This window comes from Streptomyces sp. TLI_146, assembly GCF_002846415.1.
In the GTDB taxonomy this organism is placed as follows: Bacteria; Actinomycetota; Actinomycetes; order Streptomycetales; family Streptomycetaceae; genus Streptomyces.
In genome coordinates this window covers 6,572,495-6,587,983 of record NZ_PJMX01000001.1, presented here as the reverse complement: position 1 = coordinate 6,587,983, position 15,489 = coordinate 6,572,495, and the positions used below count along the sequence as shown (strand labels likewise).

The following is a 15,489-nucleotide window of genomic DNA, read 5'->3' as shown; positions in this document are numbered from 1 at the left end:
CCGGCTCCATAGCGCCACCTGCCAGCCGTCCCGCCGGGCCCAGGGAGCCACGCCGTGGACCCGGTGATCGTCGTCGGCGCCGGTCCGGTCGGACTCGCGCTCGCCCTCTCCCTCGCGGCCCAGAAGGTGCCCTCCGTCGTCCTGGACGAGGGATCCGGCGGCGAGGAGCCCCGCCCGGTCCGTACGGCCGTCCTGCGGCCCGACACGGCCGCCTTCACGGAACGGCTCGGCTGCGCCGCGGTACGCGACGAGGGGGCCCGCTGGACGGGCTGGCGGGCCATGCGGCGGGGCACCCTGCAACGTCAGGTCTCCTTCGGAGACGGTCTCGACGGCGGCCCCTCACCGGTCCATCTGCCCCAGCACGCCCTGACCCGGGACCTGCGGGACGCGGCGGCCGCCTCCCGGCTCGTCCAGCTGGCGCCCCGGAGCCGTCTGGACGCCCTGGAGCAGGACGACAACGGCGTCGCCGCCCACACCACCGACCCGGGCGCCACCTGGTGGCGCGGCAGCTACCTGGTGGGCTGCGACGGCGCCCGCTCCACCGTGCGCAAGCTCCTCGACGTCCGCTTCGCCGGGCGTACGGCGGTGGAGCGGACAGCCGTCGTCGCCCTGCGCACCGAACTGCCCTGGCCGGGCGAGGCGTTGCTGCACCGGCTGCCTCCGTGGCGCACCGGCGGCGACGAGGTGACGGCCCGTCCGCTGCCCGGCGGAGCCTGGCGCATCGACTGGCTGCTGCCGCCCCGCGCCGAACTCGTCACCCCGGACGCGCTGACGGGCCGACTCCGCGACACGCTGGCCGGGTGGTGCGGCACGACCCCGTCGTACGGGCTCCTGGACACCGGTGTGTACACGCTCCACCACCGCCTCGCCCGCCGCTGGCGGGTGCGCCGCGCCTTCCTCGCCGGGGACGCCGCCCACCTGCTGGGCGCGGTCGGCATCCAGGGCCTCGACGAGGGGCTGCGGGACGCCTCGAACCTGGCCTGGAAGCTGGCGCAGGCCTGGCACCACGGCGCCTCCGAAGTACTGCTCGACAGCTACCAGACGGAGCGCCGCGCGAGTGTCGCCGCCCGGCTGCGCGCCGCCGACCAGGCGATGCCGGTCCTGCGCGGCGGCGGAGGGCTGCGGTCGTACATCCCGGGCGCCGCGCGCAGCCACGACACGCTGCTCGCCGACGGCCACCTGGGGCACGGCCCGCTCGGGGCGCCCCCCGCCTACCCGCACTCCCCCCTCGCACCCCCACCCGCCGAGGCGCACGCACCGGTCGGCACTGAAGTGGGAGCACCGGTCGAGGACGTCCCCGTCACGGCTCCGGACGGATCCACGGTGGCACTGCGCGACCGGCTGGGCCGGGGACGGCTCCTGGTGGTCCTCATCGCACCCGGCACCGGCGTCTGGGACCGGCGGCACTGGCTGACCGCCGGAGTGATGCCGCGCCTCGCGGCCGCGGTGAACTCCCTGCCCGCCGAGGCCGAGTTGCTGGTGGCGGAGGAGTACCCGGGAGCTGCGGCCCACAGCGTGCTGCTCGTACGCCCCGACGGGCACCTGGTCACCGCGTTCGCCGGGGTGTGGCCGGGCGAGCTGTACACGGCCGCCGACGCGGCGCGCGGCGGTGCCGTCGTCCACGCGCGCGTGGAGGACCGCACCGCGGACATCAATTGACCGACACGGGCGCACATGGTGTACTCCGGAACGTGACCGACACCGATGTGCGCCTGTGGCGGAGGGTCCATATGGACCTCGTCCGCTACGCGGGCTGCGTGTGTCGCCCGTCCTGCTGATTCGCCTCTCCCTCCTCGCGCCGCCGGGCCACTGTCCGGCGTACGCGCGCACACGCGAACTTCCCCAGGACGGTCCCCCGTGTCGCCTTCCGCGCACCCCCGTACGCCCGCTTCCACCCATGTCTCCCTGCCCGGGCCCGCCGCCTCCGCGCCGAGCCAGGCGGACCTGCTCGACTTCGCCCGCCGCACCGCGGCCGACGCCTCGCTCGTCGCCTCCCTGCCGCTCGACCCGCAGGGCAGGACCTGGATCCGGCTGGACGGCCCCGGCGGCAGCGAGGCCTGGCTGATCGGCTGGCCGCCGGGCACCGGCACCGGCTGGCACGACCACGGCGGCTCCCACGGCGCGTTCGCGACGGCGGCCGGGACGCTCAAGGAGGACTCCCTCGCGGCCAGGCTGCCGACGGAGGGGTGGAAGACGCTGGAACTCGCCGAGGACCTGGACCGTTCACGGAACGTGGAGGCCGGGAAGGGCCGGGCTTTCGGGCCGCACCACGTGCACGAGGTGCGCAACGAGTCGACGACCGAGCACACGATCTCGGTCCACGCGTACTACCCGCCGCTGCCCCTGATCCGGCGCTACAGCCGTACGGGCGCGGTGCTGCGGCTGGAGCACGTCGAGCGCCCGGAGGACTGGCAGTGAGCGAACGCCCGCTGGGAATCGACGAGTTGCTGGACCGGGTCCGCGAAGACCTGGACCGGGTCGGGGCACGGGAGGCGCACGACGCCGCGCGGGCGGGCGAGGCGCTCCTGGTCGACATCCGGTACGCGGCGCTGCGGGAGCGCGACGGCCTGATCCCCGGAGCGCTCGTGGTCGAGCGCAACGAGCTGGAGTGGCGCCTCGACCCGCAGGGCAGCCACCGCGCCCCGGAGGCCACCGGCCACGATCTGCGGGTCGTGGTGATCTGCAACGAGGGCTACGCGTCGTCCCTCGCGGCGGCGTCCCTGCGCCAGTTGGGGCTGCACCGGGCGACGGACCTGGTCGGCGGCTTCCAGGCGTGGCGCGCGGACGGGCTGCCGGTGACGGGGGCCGCCGAGTGACGCGGGGGCGGATGGGCCTGGCGGGCCTGGCGGATGACAGATGACAGATTTGAGACCTGACAATCCTGGCCGGACGACAGACGTGAGGGCTGCTGGTCCGCGGGCGTTCACCCGCTGACCAGCAGCTCAGTACGTCTCGTACAAGTCGTCCGCGGTTTCGCCCTCGGCTTCGAGGGCTTGGCGGACGACTCTGAGGGCCATGCCCTCCGGGTAGCCCTTGCGGGCCAGCATGCCGGCGAGGCGGCGGATGCGGCGGTCGCGGTCCAGGCCTCGGGTGGAGCGGAGCTTGCGGGCCACCAGCTCCCGCGCGGTCTCCTCCTCCTGGTCGGAGTCGAGCTGCCCGACGGCCTCGTCGACGACCGCCGAATCCACGCCCTTGGTGCGGAGCTCGCGGGCGAGTGCCCGGCGGGCCAGGCCGCGTCCGTGGTGGCGGGATTCGACCCAGGCCCCCGCGAACGCCGCGTCGTTGATCAGCCCGACCTCTTCGAAGCGGGAGAGGACTTCCTCGGCGACTTCGTCGGGGATCTCCCGCTTCTTGAGGGCGTCGGCCAGTTGCTTGCGGGTCCGGGGGGTCCCGGTGAGCAGGCGCAGGCAGATCGCCCTCGCCCGCTCAGCCGGGTCCTGCGGTGCCGGTTCCTTCTCGGCCCTCGACGAGTCGGCGCCGTCACCGAATCCCTCCGGGCCGGCCCGTCGGGAGCCGGCCCGCTTCGGGCCCGGCCGCCCGGACCGGGCCCGGTCGGGGCCCGTCCCGTCCGGCTCGGCCCATTCGGTCCTGCGTGTCATGGTCTAGCTCTTGGCAGCGGCGGCCTTGGCCGTCTTGGCCTTGGTGGCCGGGGCGGGCACGGATGCCGCCTCCGCCTCCGAGGTCGCACCGGCCGCGTCCGGGCCGGGCTCGGCCTTGGGCTCCTCGGGCCGGACGCCGACGCCCAGCTTCTCCTTGATCTTCTTCTCGATCTCGTTGGCGAGGTCGGGGTTGTCCTTCAGGAAGTTGCGGGCGTTCTCCTTGCCCTGGCCGAGCTGGTCGCCCTCGTACGTGTACCAGGCGCCGGCCTTGCGGACGAAGCCGTGCTCGACGCCCATGTCGATCAGACCGCCCTCGCGGCTGATGCCCTGGCCGTAGAGGATGTCGAACTCGGCCTGCTTGAAGGGCGGCGCGACCTTGTTCTTGACGACCTTGACGCGGGTGCGGTTGCCGACCGCGTCGGTGCCGTCCTTGAGGGTCTCGATGCGGCGGATGTCGAGGCGCACCGAGGCGTAGAACTTCAGGGCGCGGCCACCGGTCGTGGTCTCCGGCGAGCCGAACATCACGCCGATCTTCTCGCGGAGCTGGTTGATGAAGATCGCGGTGGTCTTGGACTGGTTGAGCGCACTGGTGATCTTCCGGAGCGCCTGGCTCATCAGGCGGGCCTGGAGGCCCACGTGCGAGTCGCCCATCTCGCCCTCGATCTCCGCGCGCGGCACCAGGGCGGCGACGGAGTCGATGACGATCAGGTCGAGGGCGCCGGAGCGGACCAGCATGTCGACGATCTCCAGAGCCTGCTCGCCGTTGTCCGGCTGGGACAGGATCAGGTTGTCGATGTCGACGCCGAGCTTCTTCGCGTACTCGGGGTCCAGGGCGTGCTCGGCGTCCACGAAGGCCACCTGGCCGCCGGCCTTCTGCGCGTTCGCCACCGCGTGCAGGGTCAGGGTCGTCTTGCCGGAGGACTCCGGTCCGTAGACCTCCACCACGCGGCCGCGCGGCAGACCGCCTACGCCGAGCGCCACGTCGAGCGCGGTCGACCCGGTGGGGATGACCTCGATGGGCTCGTTCGGCCGCTCGCCCAGGCGCATCACCGCGCCCTTGCCGAATTGCCGTTCAATCTGTGCGAGCGCGGCGTCCAGCGCCTTCTCGCGGTCGGTTCCTGCCATGGGTTCCACCCGGTTTGCTTGAGTCGATCGCTTCACGTCAAAGACGCTAACCCCTGCCACTGACAATGGGCCCCGGAGTCCCTCCCGCCTGTGGATAACCCCACCGGAAACCCGGCGGAACCCAAGTGAACAAAGGGCCCTGCTTCCATCTGAATGGATGTTCGATTTTGGTGTCAAGCGCACCACGCGGCACGGGCGAGGGTGCGGCCGGGCGGCTCCGGCCGTCGCCTCAGGCGCCGTCGCCGCCCGTCGGAGCGACCGGTTCCGCCGTCCGGCCCCGGCTCAGCGCACGCCGTACGCGCACCAGGGCGGAGTCTCCGGTCCGCTCGCGCCTGCCGTGCACGCGCGGGTCGTCCGTCACGTCGTAGCGCTTCACGTAGGCGCCCAGGAACGCCTGGAGCGTCGCCACGGCGGGGATCGCGATCAGCGCGCCGACCGCGCCCATCAGCGCGGTGCCCGCGATGACCGAGCCGAAGGCGACCGCCGGGTGGATGTCGACCGTCTTGGCGGTGAGCTTGGGCTGGAGCATGTAGTTCTCGAACTGCTGGTAGATCACGACGAACCCGAGGACCCACACCGCGTACCAGGGATCGACGGTGAAGGCGATCAGCATCGGCAGCGCGCCCGCCAGATACGTGCCGATGGTGGGGATGAACTGGGAGACCAGGCCCACCCAGACGGCGAGCACCGGGGCGTAGGGCACGCCCAGGATCTGCAGCAGGATGTAGTGCGCGACGCCGGAGATGAGCGCCATCAGGCCGCGCGAGTAGAGGTAGCCGCCGGTCTTGTCGACCGCGATCTCCCAGGCGCGCAGCACCTCTGCCTGGCGGGCGGGCGGCAGCATGGAGCAGACCGTGCGCCGCAGCCGGGGCCCGTCGGCCGCGAAGTAGAACGAGAAGAGGAAGATCGTCAGTACGCGGAAGAGGCCGCCCAGGACGGTGGCGGAGACGTCGAGGACACCGCTCGCGCTGTTCTGCACGTACTTCTGGAGCCAGTCCGAGTGGAGCAGGCTGTCCTGGACCTCGACGCGGGAGAGGTCGGTGTGGAACGACTGGTTGATCCAGCTGATCACCGAGTCGAGGTACTTGGGGAAGTGCTCGACCATGTCGACGATCTGGCCCGCCAGCATCGAGCCGAGCAGCACGATGAACCCGGCCGAGGCGATGATCACCGCGAAGAAGACGATGAAGGTGGCCAGGCCCCGGCGCATGCCGCGCGCGGACATCCGGCTGACGGCGGGCTCCACCGCGAGGGCGAGGAAGAACGAGATCAGGATGTTGATCAGCAGCCCGATGAGCTGGTGGAAGGCCCAGCTGCCGAGCTGGAAGCAGGCGTAGAGGGCGAGGGCGAGCACCATGGCGCGCGGCAGCCACCGGGGCATGCGCACGGCGCCGCCGGTCCCGGGCACGGGTGGCGGCCCGGCGGCCCCGGCGCCCGCGGCCGCGCCGGGCGCGGCCGGGGTCTCGCCCGCGGCCGCGTGCGGGACCACGCGCGCGTGGGCGCCGCCGTCCGTCGCGGACAGGCGGCCGTCCTCGGACAGGCGGCCGTCCTCGGACAGGCGGCCGTCCTCGGACAGGCGGCCGTCGCCCTCGGAACGCGGCTCTGCCTCGGAGCGGCCTTCGGCCTCGGGTCTGGGGTCGTTTCCGGCCGGGCGGCTGGCCCGGCGGTCTGTCTGGGTGTCGCTCTCGTCAGTCGGTGCCACGCAGCAAGTCTCGCCCATGCCTCGGACAGCGCGGGCCCTCAGCCCCGGATCGTCACCGCCTGTGGGCGGGCACGTCCATGGCGGTGCACACGGCCCGCCAGACGTCCTTGGCCTCCCAGCCCGCGTCGAGCGCCTCGTGCACGGTACGACCGCCCAGCTCGGCCATCACATGGTCGCGCGCGAAGGAGTCCGCGTACCCGGCGCCGAAGTGGTCGGCCATCCGCTCCCAGAAAATCGTCAACCGCATGACTCCAGTATCCAGCCCCTGAGAGTGCAGCCGGGGCCGTCGGGCTTGTCTGCGGCGCCCGGCGCCCTACGGTCGGACCATGGCCGGATCCGGAACATCACCCGAGACTGTCCGCACGTCCCGCACGCCGCTCGCCCGAGCCGAGCACTTCGTCTGGCTGACGGCCCGCGTGCTGGAGCAGCGGCGGTTCGCACACCACTTCCTCGGCGGCGGCGCCGACCCGGTGGAGACCGCACTCGCCGCCTACCAGAACGACGACGGGGGCTACGGGCACGCGCTGGAGCCCGATCTGCGCGGCCCCGTCAGCCAGCCCCTGCACACCGCGCACGCGCTGCGCGTCCTGGACTCCGTGGGCCGTGTGAGCGGTCGGCGGGCGGAGCGGATCTGCGGCTATCTGACGGCGGTCTCGACGCAGGAGGGGGCCCTGCCCGCGCTGCACCCGTCGGTGCGCGGCTATCCCGTGGCGCCGTTCGTGCAGATCGTCGACGACCCGCCCAGCGAGCTGCTGGCCACGGGGCCGGTGGTCGGGCTGCTCCACCGCAACCAGGTGTGGCACGCCTGGCTCTTCCGGGCGACGGACTTCTGCTGGGCGGCGGTCGACGCGCTGGAGAAGTCGCACCCGTACGAGATCGAGGCGGCGGTCGCTTTCCTGGACGGGGTGCCGGACCGCGCGCGGGCCGAGGCCGCGGCGGACCGGCTCGGGCGGCTGGTGCGCGAGCAGCGGCTCGCGGTGCTCGATCCGGACCGGCTCGAGGACTTTCCGGTCGCTCCCGGGTACGCCCCGGCCGAGCACCACTTTCCGCACGACTACGCGCGCGTGCCGGAGTCGCTGGCCCGCCGCTGGTTCACGGACGAGGAGATGGCGCGCTCGCTGGACCACCTCGCGGCCGAGCAGCGGGAGGACGGCGGCTGGCCCATCCACTGGCGCGAGTGGGCGCCGGGCACCGCTCTGGAGTGGCGGCCCATCGTGACGATCGAGGCACTGCGGACCCTGCGGGCGTACGGCCGCGCGCTCGACTGACGCCGGGCGCCCCGACAGCGGAGCGTCCGTCCCGTGGGGTGGGCCTTCCGCTGTCCCGTACGGGAAAGGCGGTCCGCCTTCCTGTTGCAGCTTCCCTGTGAGGAGGGTGGACCGCCTTTCCCGTACGGGGGCAGGCGGATGCCCTCCGTAGGCGCTGCCAGGCGGCGCTCAGCCGCCCATGGCCCGTACTCCCGCCGTCACCAGTACGGCGGCGGCGACGATCACCAGGAAGGGGGCGCGCAGCATCAGGGCGACGGCTGCCGCCGCGAGGCCTGCGCCTCGGGCGTCCAGCACCAGGTGCTGGCCGCTGCTGAAGGTCTGCTGGGCGGTGAGGGCGGCCAGCAGTGCGACCGGCAGCAGCGCGGCGAGCCGTCGCACCAGGGGCCGCTCCAGGGCCCCGGCGGGGACCAGGAGGCCGAGGAGCTTGACCAGGTAGCAGCCGACGGCGGTGGCGGCGATGGCGATCCAGACGTTCAACGCCCCGCTCCCTTCCCGGAGTTCCCGTCGGCCGGTACGGACTGGGTCCGGCCCTTCATGGTGTTCTCGCGGCCCTTGGCGGCGTCCGCGCGGCCCTTGAGGAACAGCACGAGGGGTGCGGCGAGCGCGGCCAGCAGGACCGGCGCCCCGGCCGGCAGCACCGGCAGGAAGCCCAGGGCCAGCAGGACCGCGACCCCGGCGGTGATCCGTTCCGTGGCGGTGGTGAGCATCGGCGCGAGCAGCGCCAGGAAAACGGCGGGGCTCGCCGCGTCCAGTCCCCACGCGTCGGTGTCGCCGATGGCCTCCGCGCCGGCGGCTCCGGCCAGGGTCGTCAGGTTCCACAGCACGTAGAGCGTGAGTCCGGTGACGGTGAAGCCGATCCGCGCGGCCCGGCGGGTGGGCTGGGCGAGGGTCACGACGGTCGTCTCGTCGATCACCCACTGGGCGGCGAACGGCCGCACCGCGCGCGGGAGTGCGAGCAGCTGCGACAGGCGTAGCCCGTAGAAGGCGTTGCGTACGCCCAGGAAGAAGGCTCCGGCCGCCGCCGTGAACGGGTTGCCGCCCGCGGCGAGCGCGCCCACCAGGGCGAACTGCGAGGCGCCGGTGAAGACGAGGAGGCTGAGCGCGCAGGTCTGGAGGAGGGTGAGCCCCGATCCCGCCGAGGTCACTCCGAAGGCGAAGCCCGAGAGCCCGACGGCCACGCCGACGCCGAGGGCGTCCCTGACGACGGCGGAGTCCGGCTTGCGCTCGTCCGGGAGGGTCGGGTCCGGCTCGGTGCCGCTGAGGGGGGAGCTTGCTGCGGCTCCGCTCTCAGGGCGTATTTCTGGGGGTGCTGACTGTTCTGCTGCCACGTCCGGGACGTTACGGGGGCGGGGCTCCCGCGTTCTTGTACGTTCTTGCGCGCTCCCTGCGGTATACGCCGGGCGTCACTCCCACGATGCGAGTGAAGTGGCGGTTGAGGTGCGGCTGGTCGGTGAAGCCGACGGCCACGGCGGCCTCCGCGGGCGCGGTCCCGGCCTCCAGGAGCAGCCGGGCCCGGCGGATGCGTTCGCCGGTGAGCCAGGTGTGCGGGGGCAGCCCGTACGCGCCCTTGAAGGCCCGCAGCAGCGCGAACGGGCTGGTCCCGAGGTCGTGGGCGAGCTGTTCCAGGGACGGCGGGTCCACCAGCCGCTCCTTCAGGAGGGCGCGTGCGGCGGCCGCCGTGCGGGCGCCGGCCGAGCCGGTGGTGCGCGCGGGCAGGGACTGTCCGTGGCGGCGCAGCAGGCGGGCGACGGCGACGCGGAACACGGTGTCGGCGGCGAGCGCGTTGCCCTGCTCGGCCGCCCGGTGCACCTCCTGGATGAGCAGGGCGGTGTCCGGGTCCTCGACGATGGTCTCGGCGAAGCCCGCGGTGCCGCGCAGGGTGGTGACCTCGGCGGCGATGTCGGCGATGAGCTGCGAGGAGGGGTAGAGCGTGGCGTACGTCCAGCCCTCGGGGACTCCGGCGTGGGCGGCGTGCGGCACCTCGGGATTGATCATGACGACGGTGCCGGGCCGCGCCCGTACGGTCTCGCCGGGCAGGACGACGTCCTCGATGCCGCCGCGTACCGCGCCGAAGACGAAGCCCTCGTGGCTGTGGCGGGAGAAGGAGTGGCTGACGTAGCGGGCGTGGAGCAGTTCGAGGCCCGGCAGTCCCGGGTACCGCCAGTGCCGTGCCCACTCCTCGGCCGCGTTCATATCCGCATTCTCGCAGCTCCGGGCCATTGTCAGTGGGTGGGTGCACGATGGGGACCATGGCAAGGACAGCGCTGGATTCCTTCTCTCCCGCGACCAGGGGCTGGTTCACGGGGGCCTTCACCGCGCCCACCGCCGCGCAGGAGGGCGCCTGGCGGGCGATCTCCGAGGGTTCGGACGTCCTGGTGGTCGCGCCGACCGGCTCGGGCAAGACCCTCGCCGCGTTCCTGGCCGCTCTGGACGGGCTGGCCGCCGCCCCGCCGCCCGCCGAGGCGAAGAAGCGCTGCCGGGTGCTGTACGTGTCGCCGCTGAAGGCGCTGGCGGTCGACGTCGAGCGGAATCTGCGCTCCCCGCTCACGGGCATCCGCCAGGAGTCGGTGCGTCTGGGGCTGCCGGAGCCGGAGGTGCGGGTCGGGATCCGTTCCGGTGACACTCCGCCCGCCGAGCGGCGTGCCATGTCGACCCGGCCTCCGGACATTCTGATCACCACGCCCGAGTCGCTGTTCCTGATGCTCACGTCGTCCGCGCGCGAGGCGCTGGCGGGAGTCGAGACGGTGATCCTGGACGAGGTGCACGCGGTGGCGGGCACCAAGCGCGGAGCCCATCTCGCCCTGTCCCTGGAGCGGTTGGACGAGCTGCTGGCCAGGCCCGCGCGCCGGATCGGCCTGTCGGCGACGGTGCGTCCGGTGGACGAGGTGGCGCGCTTCCTGTCGCCGCAGCGCAAGGTGGAGATCGTCCAGCCGCGCTCCACCAAGGAGTTCGACCTGTCGGTGGTCGTTCCCGTGGAGGATCTCGGGGAGCTGGGCGGCTCGCCGGCGGCCGACGCGGCCGAGGGCGCGGAGAAGCCGTCGATCTGGCCGCACGTCGAGGAGCGCATCGTCGACCTGGTCCAGGCGCACCGCTCGACGATCGTCTTCGCCAACTCCCGCCGTCTCGCCGAGCGGCTGTGCAACCGGCTCAACGAGATCGCGTACGAGCGTGCCACGGCGGCCGCGCTGGAGGCGGGCGAGAGCGCCATGCCGTTGGCGGAGGCGCACTCCCCGGCCGAGGTCATGGCCCAGTCGGGGGCGGCCAAGGGGGCGCCGCCCGTCCTCGCGCGCGCCCATCACGGCTCGGTCTCCAAGGAGCAGCGCGCCCTGGTCGAGGAGGACCTGAAGGCGGGCCGGCTGCCCGCCGTCGTCGCCACCTCCAGTCTTGAACTGGGCATCGACATGGGCGCGGTGGACCTGGTGGTGCAGGTCGAGTCGCCGCCCTCGGTCGCCTCGGGCCTGCAGCGGGTGGGCCGCGCCGGACACCAGGTGGGCGCGGTCTCCACGGGCGTGGTCTTCCCGAAGTACCGGGGCGATCTGGTCCAGTCGGCGGTGGTCACCGAGCGGATGCGTTCGGGAGCCATCGAGTCGCTGCGGATCCCGTCCAATCCGCTGGACGTGCTGGCACAGCAGTTGGTCGCCATGACGGCCCTGGACAGCTGGCAGGCGGACGATCTGCTGGCGCTGGTGCGCCGGGCGGCGCCGTTCGCGGCGCTGCCGGAGTCGGCGTTCACGGCCGTCCTGGACATGCTGGCGGGCCGCTATCCGTCCGACGCCTTCGCGGAGCTGCGCCCGCGCGTGGTGTGGGACCGCGTGGCCGGTACGGTGACGGGCCGCCCCGGCGCCCAGCGCCTCGCGGTGACATCCGGCGGCACCATCCCGGACCGTGGCCTGTTCGGCGTCTTCCTGGCGGGCTCCGACCCCAAGAAGGGCGGCGGCCGGGTCGGCGAGCTCGATGAGGAGATGGTCTACGAGTCGCGCGTCGGCGATGTGTTCACGCTGGGCACCACGTCCTGGCGCATCGAGGACATCACCCGCGACCGCGTGCTGGTCTCCCCCGCCCCCGGTGTCCCGGGAAGGCTGCCGTTCTGGAAGGGCGACCAGCTGGGCCGCCCGCTCGAACTGGGGCGCGCCCTCGGCGCGTTCCTGCGCGAGGTCGGCTCGCTCAGCGCCGAGGACGCGCGGCTGCGGCTGCTGAGCGCGGGCCTGGACGCCTGGGCGGCCGACAACGTGGTGGCCTACCTCGACGAGCAGCGCCGCGCGTGCGGCCACGTGCCCGACGACCGCACCATCCTCGTCGAGCGGTTCCGCGACGAGCTGGGCGACTGGCGGGTCGTCATCCACTCCCCCTTCGGGGCCCAGGTGCACGCGCCGTGGGCACTGGCGCTCGGCGCCCGTCTGGCCGAGCGGTACGGGATGGACGCCCAGGTCATGCACGCGGACGACGGCATCGTGCTGCGGCTGCCCGACGCCGACCTGATGGGCTTCGACCTCCTCGACCAGGACCCGGGCCACCTGGACTCGACATACGACAGCGAGCAGGCCCCCATCGGGGCGGCGGACGCGGTCTTCGACAAGGGTGAGATCGAGCAGATCGTCACCGACCAGGTGGGCGGCTCGGCGCTGTTCGCCGCCCGCTTCCGGGAGTGCGCCGCGCGCGCGTTGCTGCTGCCCCGGCGCAACCCCGGCAAGCGCACCCCGCTGTGGCAGCAGCGCCAGCGCGCGGCCCAACTGCTCCAGGTCGCGAGCGAGTTCGGCTCGTTCCCGATCGTCCTGGAGGCCGTCCGCGAATGCCTCCAGGACGTCTTCGACGTGCCGGGGCTGACCGAGCTGATGGGCGACCTGGAGGCGCGCCGGGTCCGGCTGGTCGAGGTGACCACGCCCGAGCCGTCACCCTTCGCGCGCTCGCTGCTCTTCGGCTACGTGGCCCAGTTCCTCTACGAGGGCGACTCGCCGCTGGCCGAGCGGCGGGCCGCGGCCCTCTCGCTCGACTCCCGCCTCCTGGCCGAGCTGCTGGGCCAGGCCGAGTTGCGCGAGCTCCTGGACGCGGACGTCCTGACCGAGCTGGAGCAGGAGCTCCAGTGGCTCACCGAGGACCGCCAGATCAAGGACGTGGAGGGCGTCGCCGATCTGCTGCGGGTGCTGGGGCCGCTGACCGGCGACGAGCTGGTCGCGCGCGGCGCCGACCCGGGGTGGCCGCAGGAGCTCGCGGCCGCCCGCCGCGCCATCCGGGTGCGGATCGGCGGCGCCGAGCACTGGGCGGCGATCGAGGACGCGGGGCGGCTGCGCGACGCGCTGGGCACGGCGCTGCCGGTGGGGGTGCCCGAGGCGTTCACGGAGCCGGTCAAGGACCCGCTCGGCGACCTCCTGTCGCGGTACGCGCGCACGCACGGGCCGTTCACCTCGGCCACGGCGGCGGCCCGGTTCGGCCTCGGCACGGCCGTCACCGACGGCGCGCTGCAGCGGCTGGCGGCGAGCGGGCGGGTGGTGCAGGGCGAGTTCCATCCGGCGGGGCTCGGGCAGGAGTGGTGCGACGCGACGGTGCTGCGCAGGCTGCGCCGCCGCTCCCTGGCCGCGCTGCGCCACGAGCTGGAACCGGTGCCGCCGGCGGCGCTCGCCACCTTCCTGCCGCAGTGGCAGCACCTGGGGAGCAACAGCCTGCGCGGCATCGACGGGCTGGCCCGGGCCGTCGAGCAGTTGCAGGGCGCCGCCGTGCCCGCGTCCGCCCTGGAGAAGCTGGTCCTGCCGTCCCGGGTCTCCGACTACGGGCCGGGGATGCTCGACGAGCTCACCACCACCGGCGAGGTCCTGTGGGCGGGGGCGGGCGCGCTGCCGGGCAAGGACGGCTGGGTGTCCCTGTTCCTCGCGGACGCGGCGCCCCTGCTGCTGCCCCCGCCGCACCCGCTGGAGCTCACCGCGCTGCACGAGTCGGTGCTGACGGCGCTCGCCCCCGGCTACGGGCTGTTCTTCCGCCAGATCGCCGACCAGGTCCGCTCCACCACCCACCCGGAGGCCACCGACCCCCAACTGGCCGACGCCGTATGGGACCTGGCGTGGTCGGGGCGGCTCACCAACGACACGCTCGCGCCGCTGCGGGCGCTGCTGGGGTCGGGCCGCACCGCCGGGTCCACGGCGCACCGAGCGAAGCGGACCGTCCCGCGCGGGCGTTACGGGACGCTGACGGCGGCGGCGCGGCCCGCCTCGCGCACCGGGCCGCCGACGGTGTCGGGGCGCTGGTCGCTGCTGCCCGCCCGCGAGCCTGACCCCACTCACCGGGCGCACGCCCTGGCCCGGACGCTCCTCGACCGCCACGGCGTGGTCACCCGGGGCGCGGTCGCGGCCGAGGGGGTCGAGGGCGGCTTCTCGGCGACGTACCGGATCCTGGCGGCGTTCGAGGACAGCGGCCAGGCGCGGCGCGGCTATGTCGTGGAGGGGCTGGGCGCGGCCCAGTTCGCGATGGACGGGGCGGTGGACCGGCTGCGGGCGGCGGCCACCGCGCGCGACCGTGCGGAGGCGCGGCCCGCGCCCCGTGGTGTGGTGCTGGCGGCCGCCGATCCCGCCAACGCCTACGGGGCGGCGCTTGCCTGGCCCGAGCCGCCGGCCGGGGCCGGGCACAAGCCGGGCCGCAAGGCCGGGTCGATGGTCGTCCTGGTCGACGGCGAGCTCGCGCTCTACATGGAGCGCGGTGGCAAGTCCCTGCTGGTCTGGCCGTCCGAGCCCGAGGATCCGGCGCTGCTGGCGGCGGTGGAGGCGCTGGCGGGGGCGGCGCGGGCCGGGCGGCTGGGGACGGTGACCGTGGAGCGGGTCAATGGCGAGGCCGCGCTCACGGCGCCGCTGGCGCGGGCACTGGAGGGGGCGGGGTTCGTCCCCACGCCGAGGGGGTTGCGACTGCGGCCCTGAATCCAGCGCGACCAGCCCCCTCGCCCCACACTCGCCCCACCCCCGCACCCCTGGCGGCGCCCCACCCCGGACCCCCCAACCCTGCACAATGACCCCATGCCCGAAGGAGACACCGTCTGGCAGGCCGCCCGGCGGCTCGATGACGCGCTCGGTGGATGCGAGCTGATCAGGTCCGACCTGCGCGTGCCCCGGCTCGCGACCGTCGATCTGACCGGGCGGACCGTGCTGGACGTCACCCCGCGCGGAAAGCATCTGCTCACCCGGATCGAGGGCGGCCTCACCCTCCACTCGCATCTGCGGATGGAAGGGTCCTGGCGGGTGTTCGCGCCCGGGGAGCGCTGGCGGGGCGGCCGGAGCGACCAGATCCGGGCGATCCTGGGCACGGCGGACCGGACGGCCGTCGGGTACCGGCTGGCCGTCCTCGACCTGCTCCGCACCCGCGACGAACACCGCGTCGTCGGCCACCTCGGCCCCGATCTGCTCGGCCCGGACTGGGATCCCGAGCTGGCCCTGCGCAACCTGCTCCAGGACCCGGCCCGGCCGCTCGGCGAGGCGCTGCTCGACCAGCGCAATCTGGCCGGGGTCGGCAACGTCTACAAGTCGGAGATCTGCTTCGCCGTCCGGGCCGTGCCGTGGCTGCCGGTGGGCGAGCTCACCGACCCCGCGCGGGTCGTCATGGCCGCCAAGAAGCTGCTGGAGGCGAATCGCGAGCGCACCTCCCGGAAGGTGTACGTGTACGGGCGCAGCGGACAGCCCTGCCCCCGCTGCGGTGCGGCGCTGCGCTCGACCACCCTGCGCGACCCCGCCGACAGCGAGCGCCCCACCTACTGGTGCCCCCGCTGCCAGCCCAACCCTCCGGCGGACAACCGATCCACAAGCCAAGGCAGTTGACGCTC

14 protein-coding genes are annotated in these 15,489 nt (G+C 73.9%); 7 read left to right on the top strand and 7 right to left on the bottom strand.

Annotated features, from left to right (window positions below; genetic code table 11):
• Positions 1–54 precede the first annotated feature (54 nt).
• The 4 genes from BX283_RS29470 (at position 55) to BX283_RS29460 (ending at position 2,816) form a co-directional block, all read left to right on the top strand.
• Entirely contained in the window at positions 55–1,659 is a 1,605-nt protein-coding gene (locus tag BX283_RS29470; RefSeq protein ID WP_101390497.1) for an FAD-dependent monooxygenase, read from the top strand.
• Positions 1,566–1,778 (top strand): putative leader peptide, encoded by a 213-nt coding sequence (locus BX283_RS42480; RefSeq protein ID WP_373979305.1) that lies wholly within the window; start codon positions 1,566–1,568, stop codon positions 1,776–1,778. Before BX283_RS29470 ends, BX283_RS42480 begins: the two co-directional genes overlap by 94 nt.
• Before the next feature lie 79 nt (positions 1,779–1,857).
• Positions 1,858–2,418 carry a cysteine dioxygenase gene (locus BX283_RS29465; RefSeq protein ID WP_373979304.1) on the top strand — a complete coding sequence of 187 codons (561 nt, stop codon included), beginning with the start codon at positions 1,858–1,860 and terminating at the stop codon, positions 2,416–2,418.
• Positions 2,409–2,816: a rhodanese-like domain-containing protein gene (locus tag BX283_RS29460; protein ID WP_101392636.1), complete on the top strand. Its 408-nt coding sequence runs from the start codon at positions 2,409–2,411 to the stop codon at positions 2,814–2,816. The genes BX283_RS29465 and BX283_RS29460 overlap by 10 nt, the downstream gene beginning before the upstream one ends.
• 126 nt (positions 2,817–2,942) lie before the next feature.
• Here BX283_RS29460 and recX read toward each other — a convergent pair whose 3' ends face one another.
• The 4 genes from recX to BX283_RS29440 form a co-directional block, all read right to left on the bottom strand.
• Entirely contained in the window at positions 2,943–3,599 is a 657-nt protein-coding gene (recX, locus tag BX283_RS29455; protein ID WP_101390496.1) for a recombination regulator RecX, read from the bottom strand.
• Between the two features lie 3 nt (positions 3,600–3,602).
• Positions 3,603–4,724 (bottom strand): recombinase RecA, encoded by a 1,122-nt coding sequence (recA, locus tag BX283_RS29450; protein ID WP_067165057.1) that lies wholly within the window; start codon positions 4,722–4,724, stop codon positions 3,603–3,605.
• A gap of 229 nt (positions 4,725–4,953) precedes the next feature.
• A complete protein-coding gene (locus tag BX283_RS29445; RefSeq protein ID WP_101392635.1) occupies positions 4,954–6,105 on the bottom strand; it encodes an AI-2E family transporter in 1,152 nt (383 codons plus the stop codon).
• Between the two features lie 373 nt (positions 6,106–6,478).
• On the bottom strand, positions 6,479–6,673 hold the full coding sequence (locus BX283_RS29440) for a DUF3046 domain-containing protein (RefSeq protein ID WP_101390495.1): 195 nt from the start codon (positions 6,671–6,673) through the stop codon (positions 6,479–6,481).
• Positions 6,674–6,752: 79 nt separating this feature from the next.
• Here BX283_RS29440 and BX283_RS29435 point away from each other — a divergent pair, with 79 nt between their 5' ends.
• Positions 6,753–7,694, top strand: coding sequence for a hypothetical protein (locus BX283_RS29435; protein ID WP_101390494.1), 942 nt, complete (start codon positions 6,753–6,755; stop codon positions 7,692–7,694).
• A gap of 168 nt (positions 7,695–7,862) precedes the next feature.
• Here BX283_RS29435 and BX283_RS29430 read toward each other — a convergent pair whose 3' ends face one another.
• From BX283_RS29430 to BX283_RS29420, 3 genes are read right to left on the bottom strand one after another with little or no spacing between them, the layout of a single operon-like run.
• Positions 7,863–8,171, bottom strand: coding sequence for an AzlD domain-containing protein (locus BX283_RS29430; RefSeq protein ID WP_101390493.1), 309 nt, complete (start codon positions 8,169–8,171; stop codon positions 7,863–7,865).
• Complete coding sequence (locus tag BX283_RS29425) at positions 8,168–9,022, bottom strand: AzlC family ABC transporter permease (RefSeq protein ID WP_257583925.1); 855 nt, start codon at positions 9,020–9,022, stop codon at positions 8,168–8,170. Before BX283_RS29425 ends, BX283_RS29430 begins: the two co-directional genes overlap by 4 nt.
• A gap of 10 nt (positions 9,023–9,032) precedes the next feature.
• Positions 9,033–9,887 (bottom strand): AraC family transcriptional regulator, encoded by an 855-nt coding sequence (locus BX283_RS29420; RefSeq protein ID WP_101390492.1) that lies wholly within the window; start codon positions 9,885–9,887, stop codon positions 9,033–9,035.
• A gap of 56 nt (positions 9,888–9,943) precedes the next feature.
• On the opposite strand from BX283_RS29420, the gene BX283_RS29415 reads away from it, so the two are divergent.
• Positions 9,944–14,593 (top strand): ATP-dependent helicase, encoded by a 4,650-nt coding sequence (locus tag BX283_RS29415; protein ID WP_101390491.1) that lies wholly within the window; start codon positions 9,944–9,946, stop codon positions 14,591–14,593.
• Between the two features lie 96 nt (positions 14,594–14,689).
• Entirely contained in the window at positions 14,690–15,484 is a 795-nt protein-coding gene (locus BX283_RS29410) for an Fpg/Nei family DNA glycosylase (protein WP_101390490.1), read from the top strand.
• Positions 15,485–15,489 lie beyond the last annotated feature (5 nt).

Bases quoted from the DNA above. Each gene is read 5' to 3' on its own strand.
- BX283_RS29415 (WP_101390491.1), top strand. From the start codon at position 9,944: ATGGCAAGGACAGCGCTGGATTCCTTCTCTCCCGCGACCAGGGGCTGG.
- BX283_RS29410 (WP_101390490.1), top strand. From the start codon at position 14,690: ATGCCCGAAGGAGACACCGTCTGGCAGGCCGCCCGGCGGCTCGATGAC.
- recX (WP_101390496.1), bottom strand. From the start codon at position 3,599: ATGACACGCAGGACCGAATGGGCCGAGCCGGACGGGACGGGCCCCGAC.
- BX283_RS29445 (WP_101392635.1), bottom strand. From the start codon at position 6,105: ATGCCCCGGTGGCTGCCGCGCGCCATGGTGCTCGCCCTCGCCCTCTAC.
- BX283_RS29435 (WP_101390494.1), top strand. From the start codon at position 6,753: ATGGCCGGATCCGGAACATCACCCGAGACTGTCCGCACGTCCCGCACG.
- BX283_RS29420 (WP_101390492.1), bottom strand. From the start codon at position 9,887: ATGAACGCGGCCGAGGAGTGGGCACGGCACTGGCGGTACCCGGGACTG.
- recA (WP_067165057.1), bottom strand. From the start codon at position 4,724: ATGGCAGGAACCGACCGCGAGAAGGCGCTGGACGCCGCGCTCGCACAG.
- BX283_RS29440 (WP_101390495.1), bottom strand. From the start codon at position 6,673: ATGCGGTTGACGATTTTCTGGGAGCGGATGGCCGACCACTTCGGCGCC.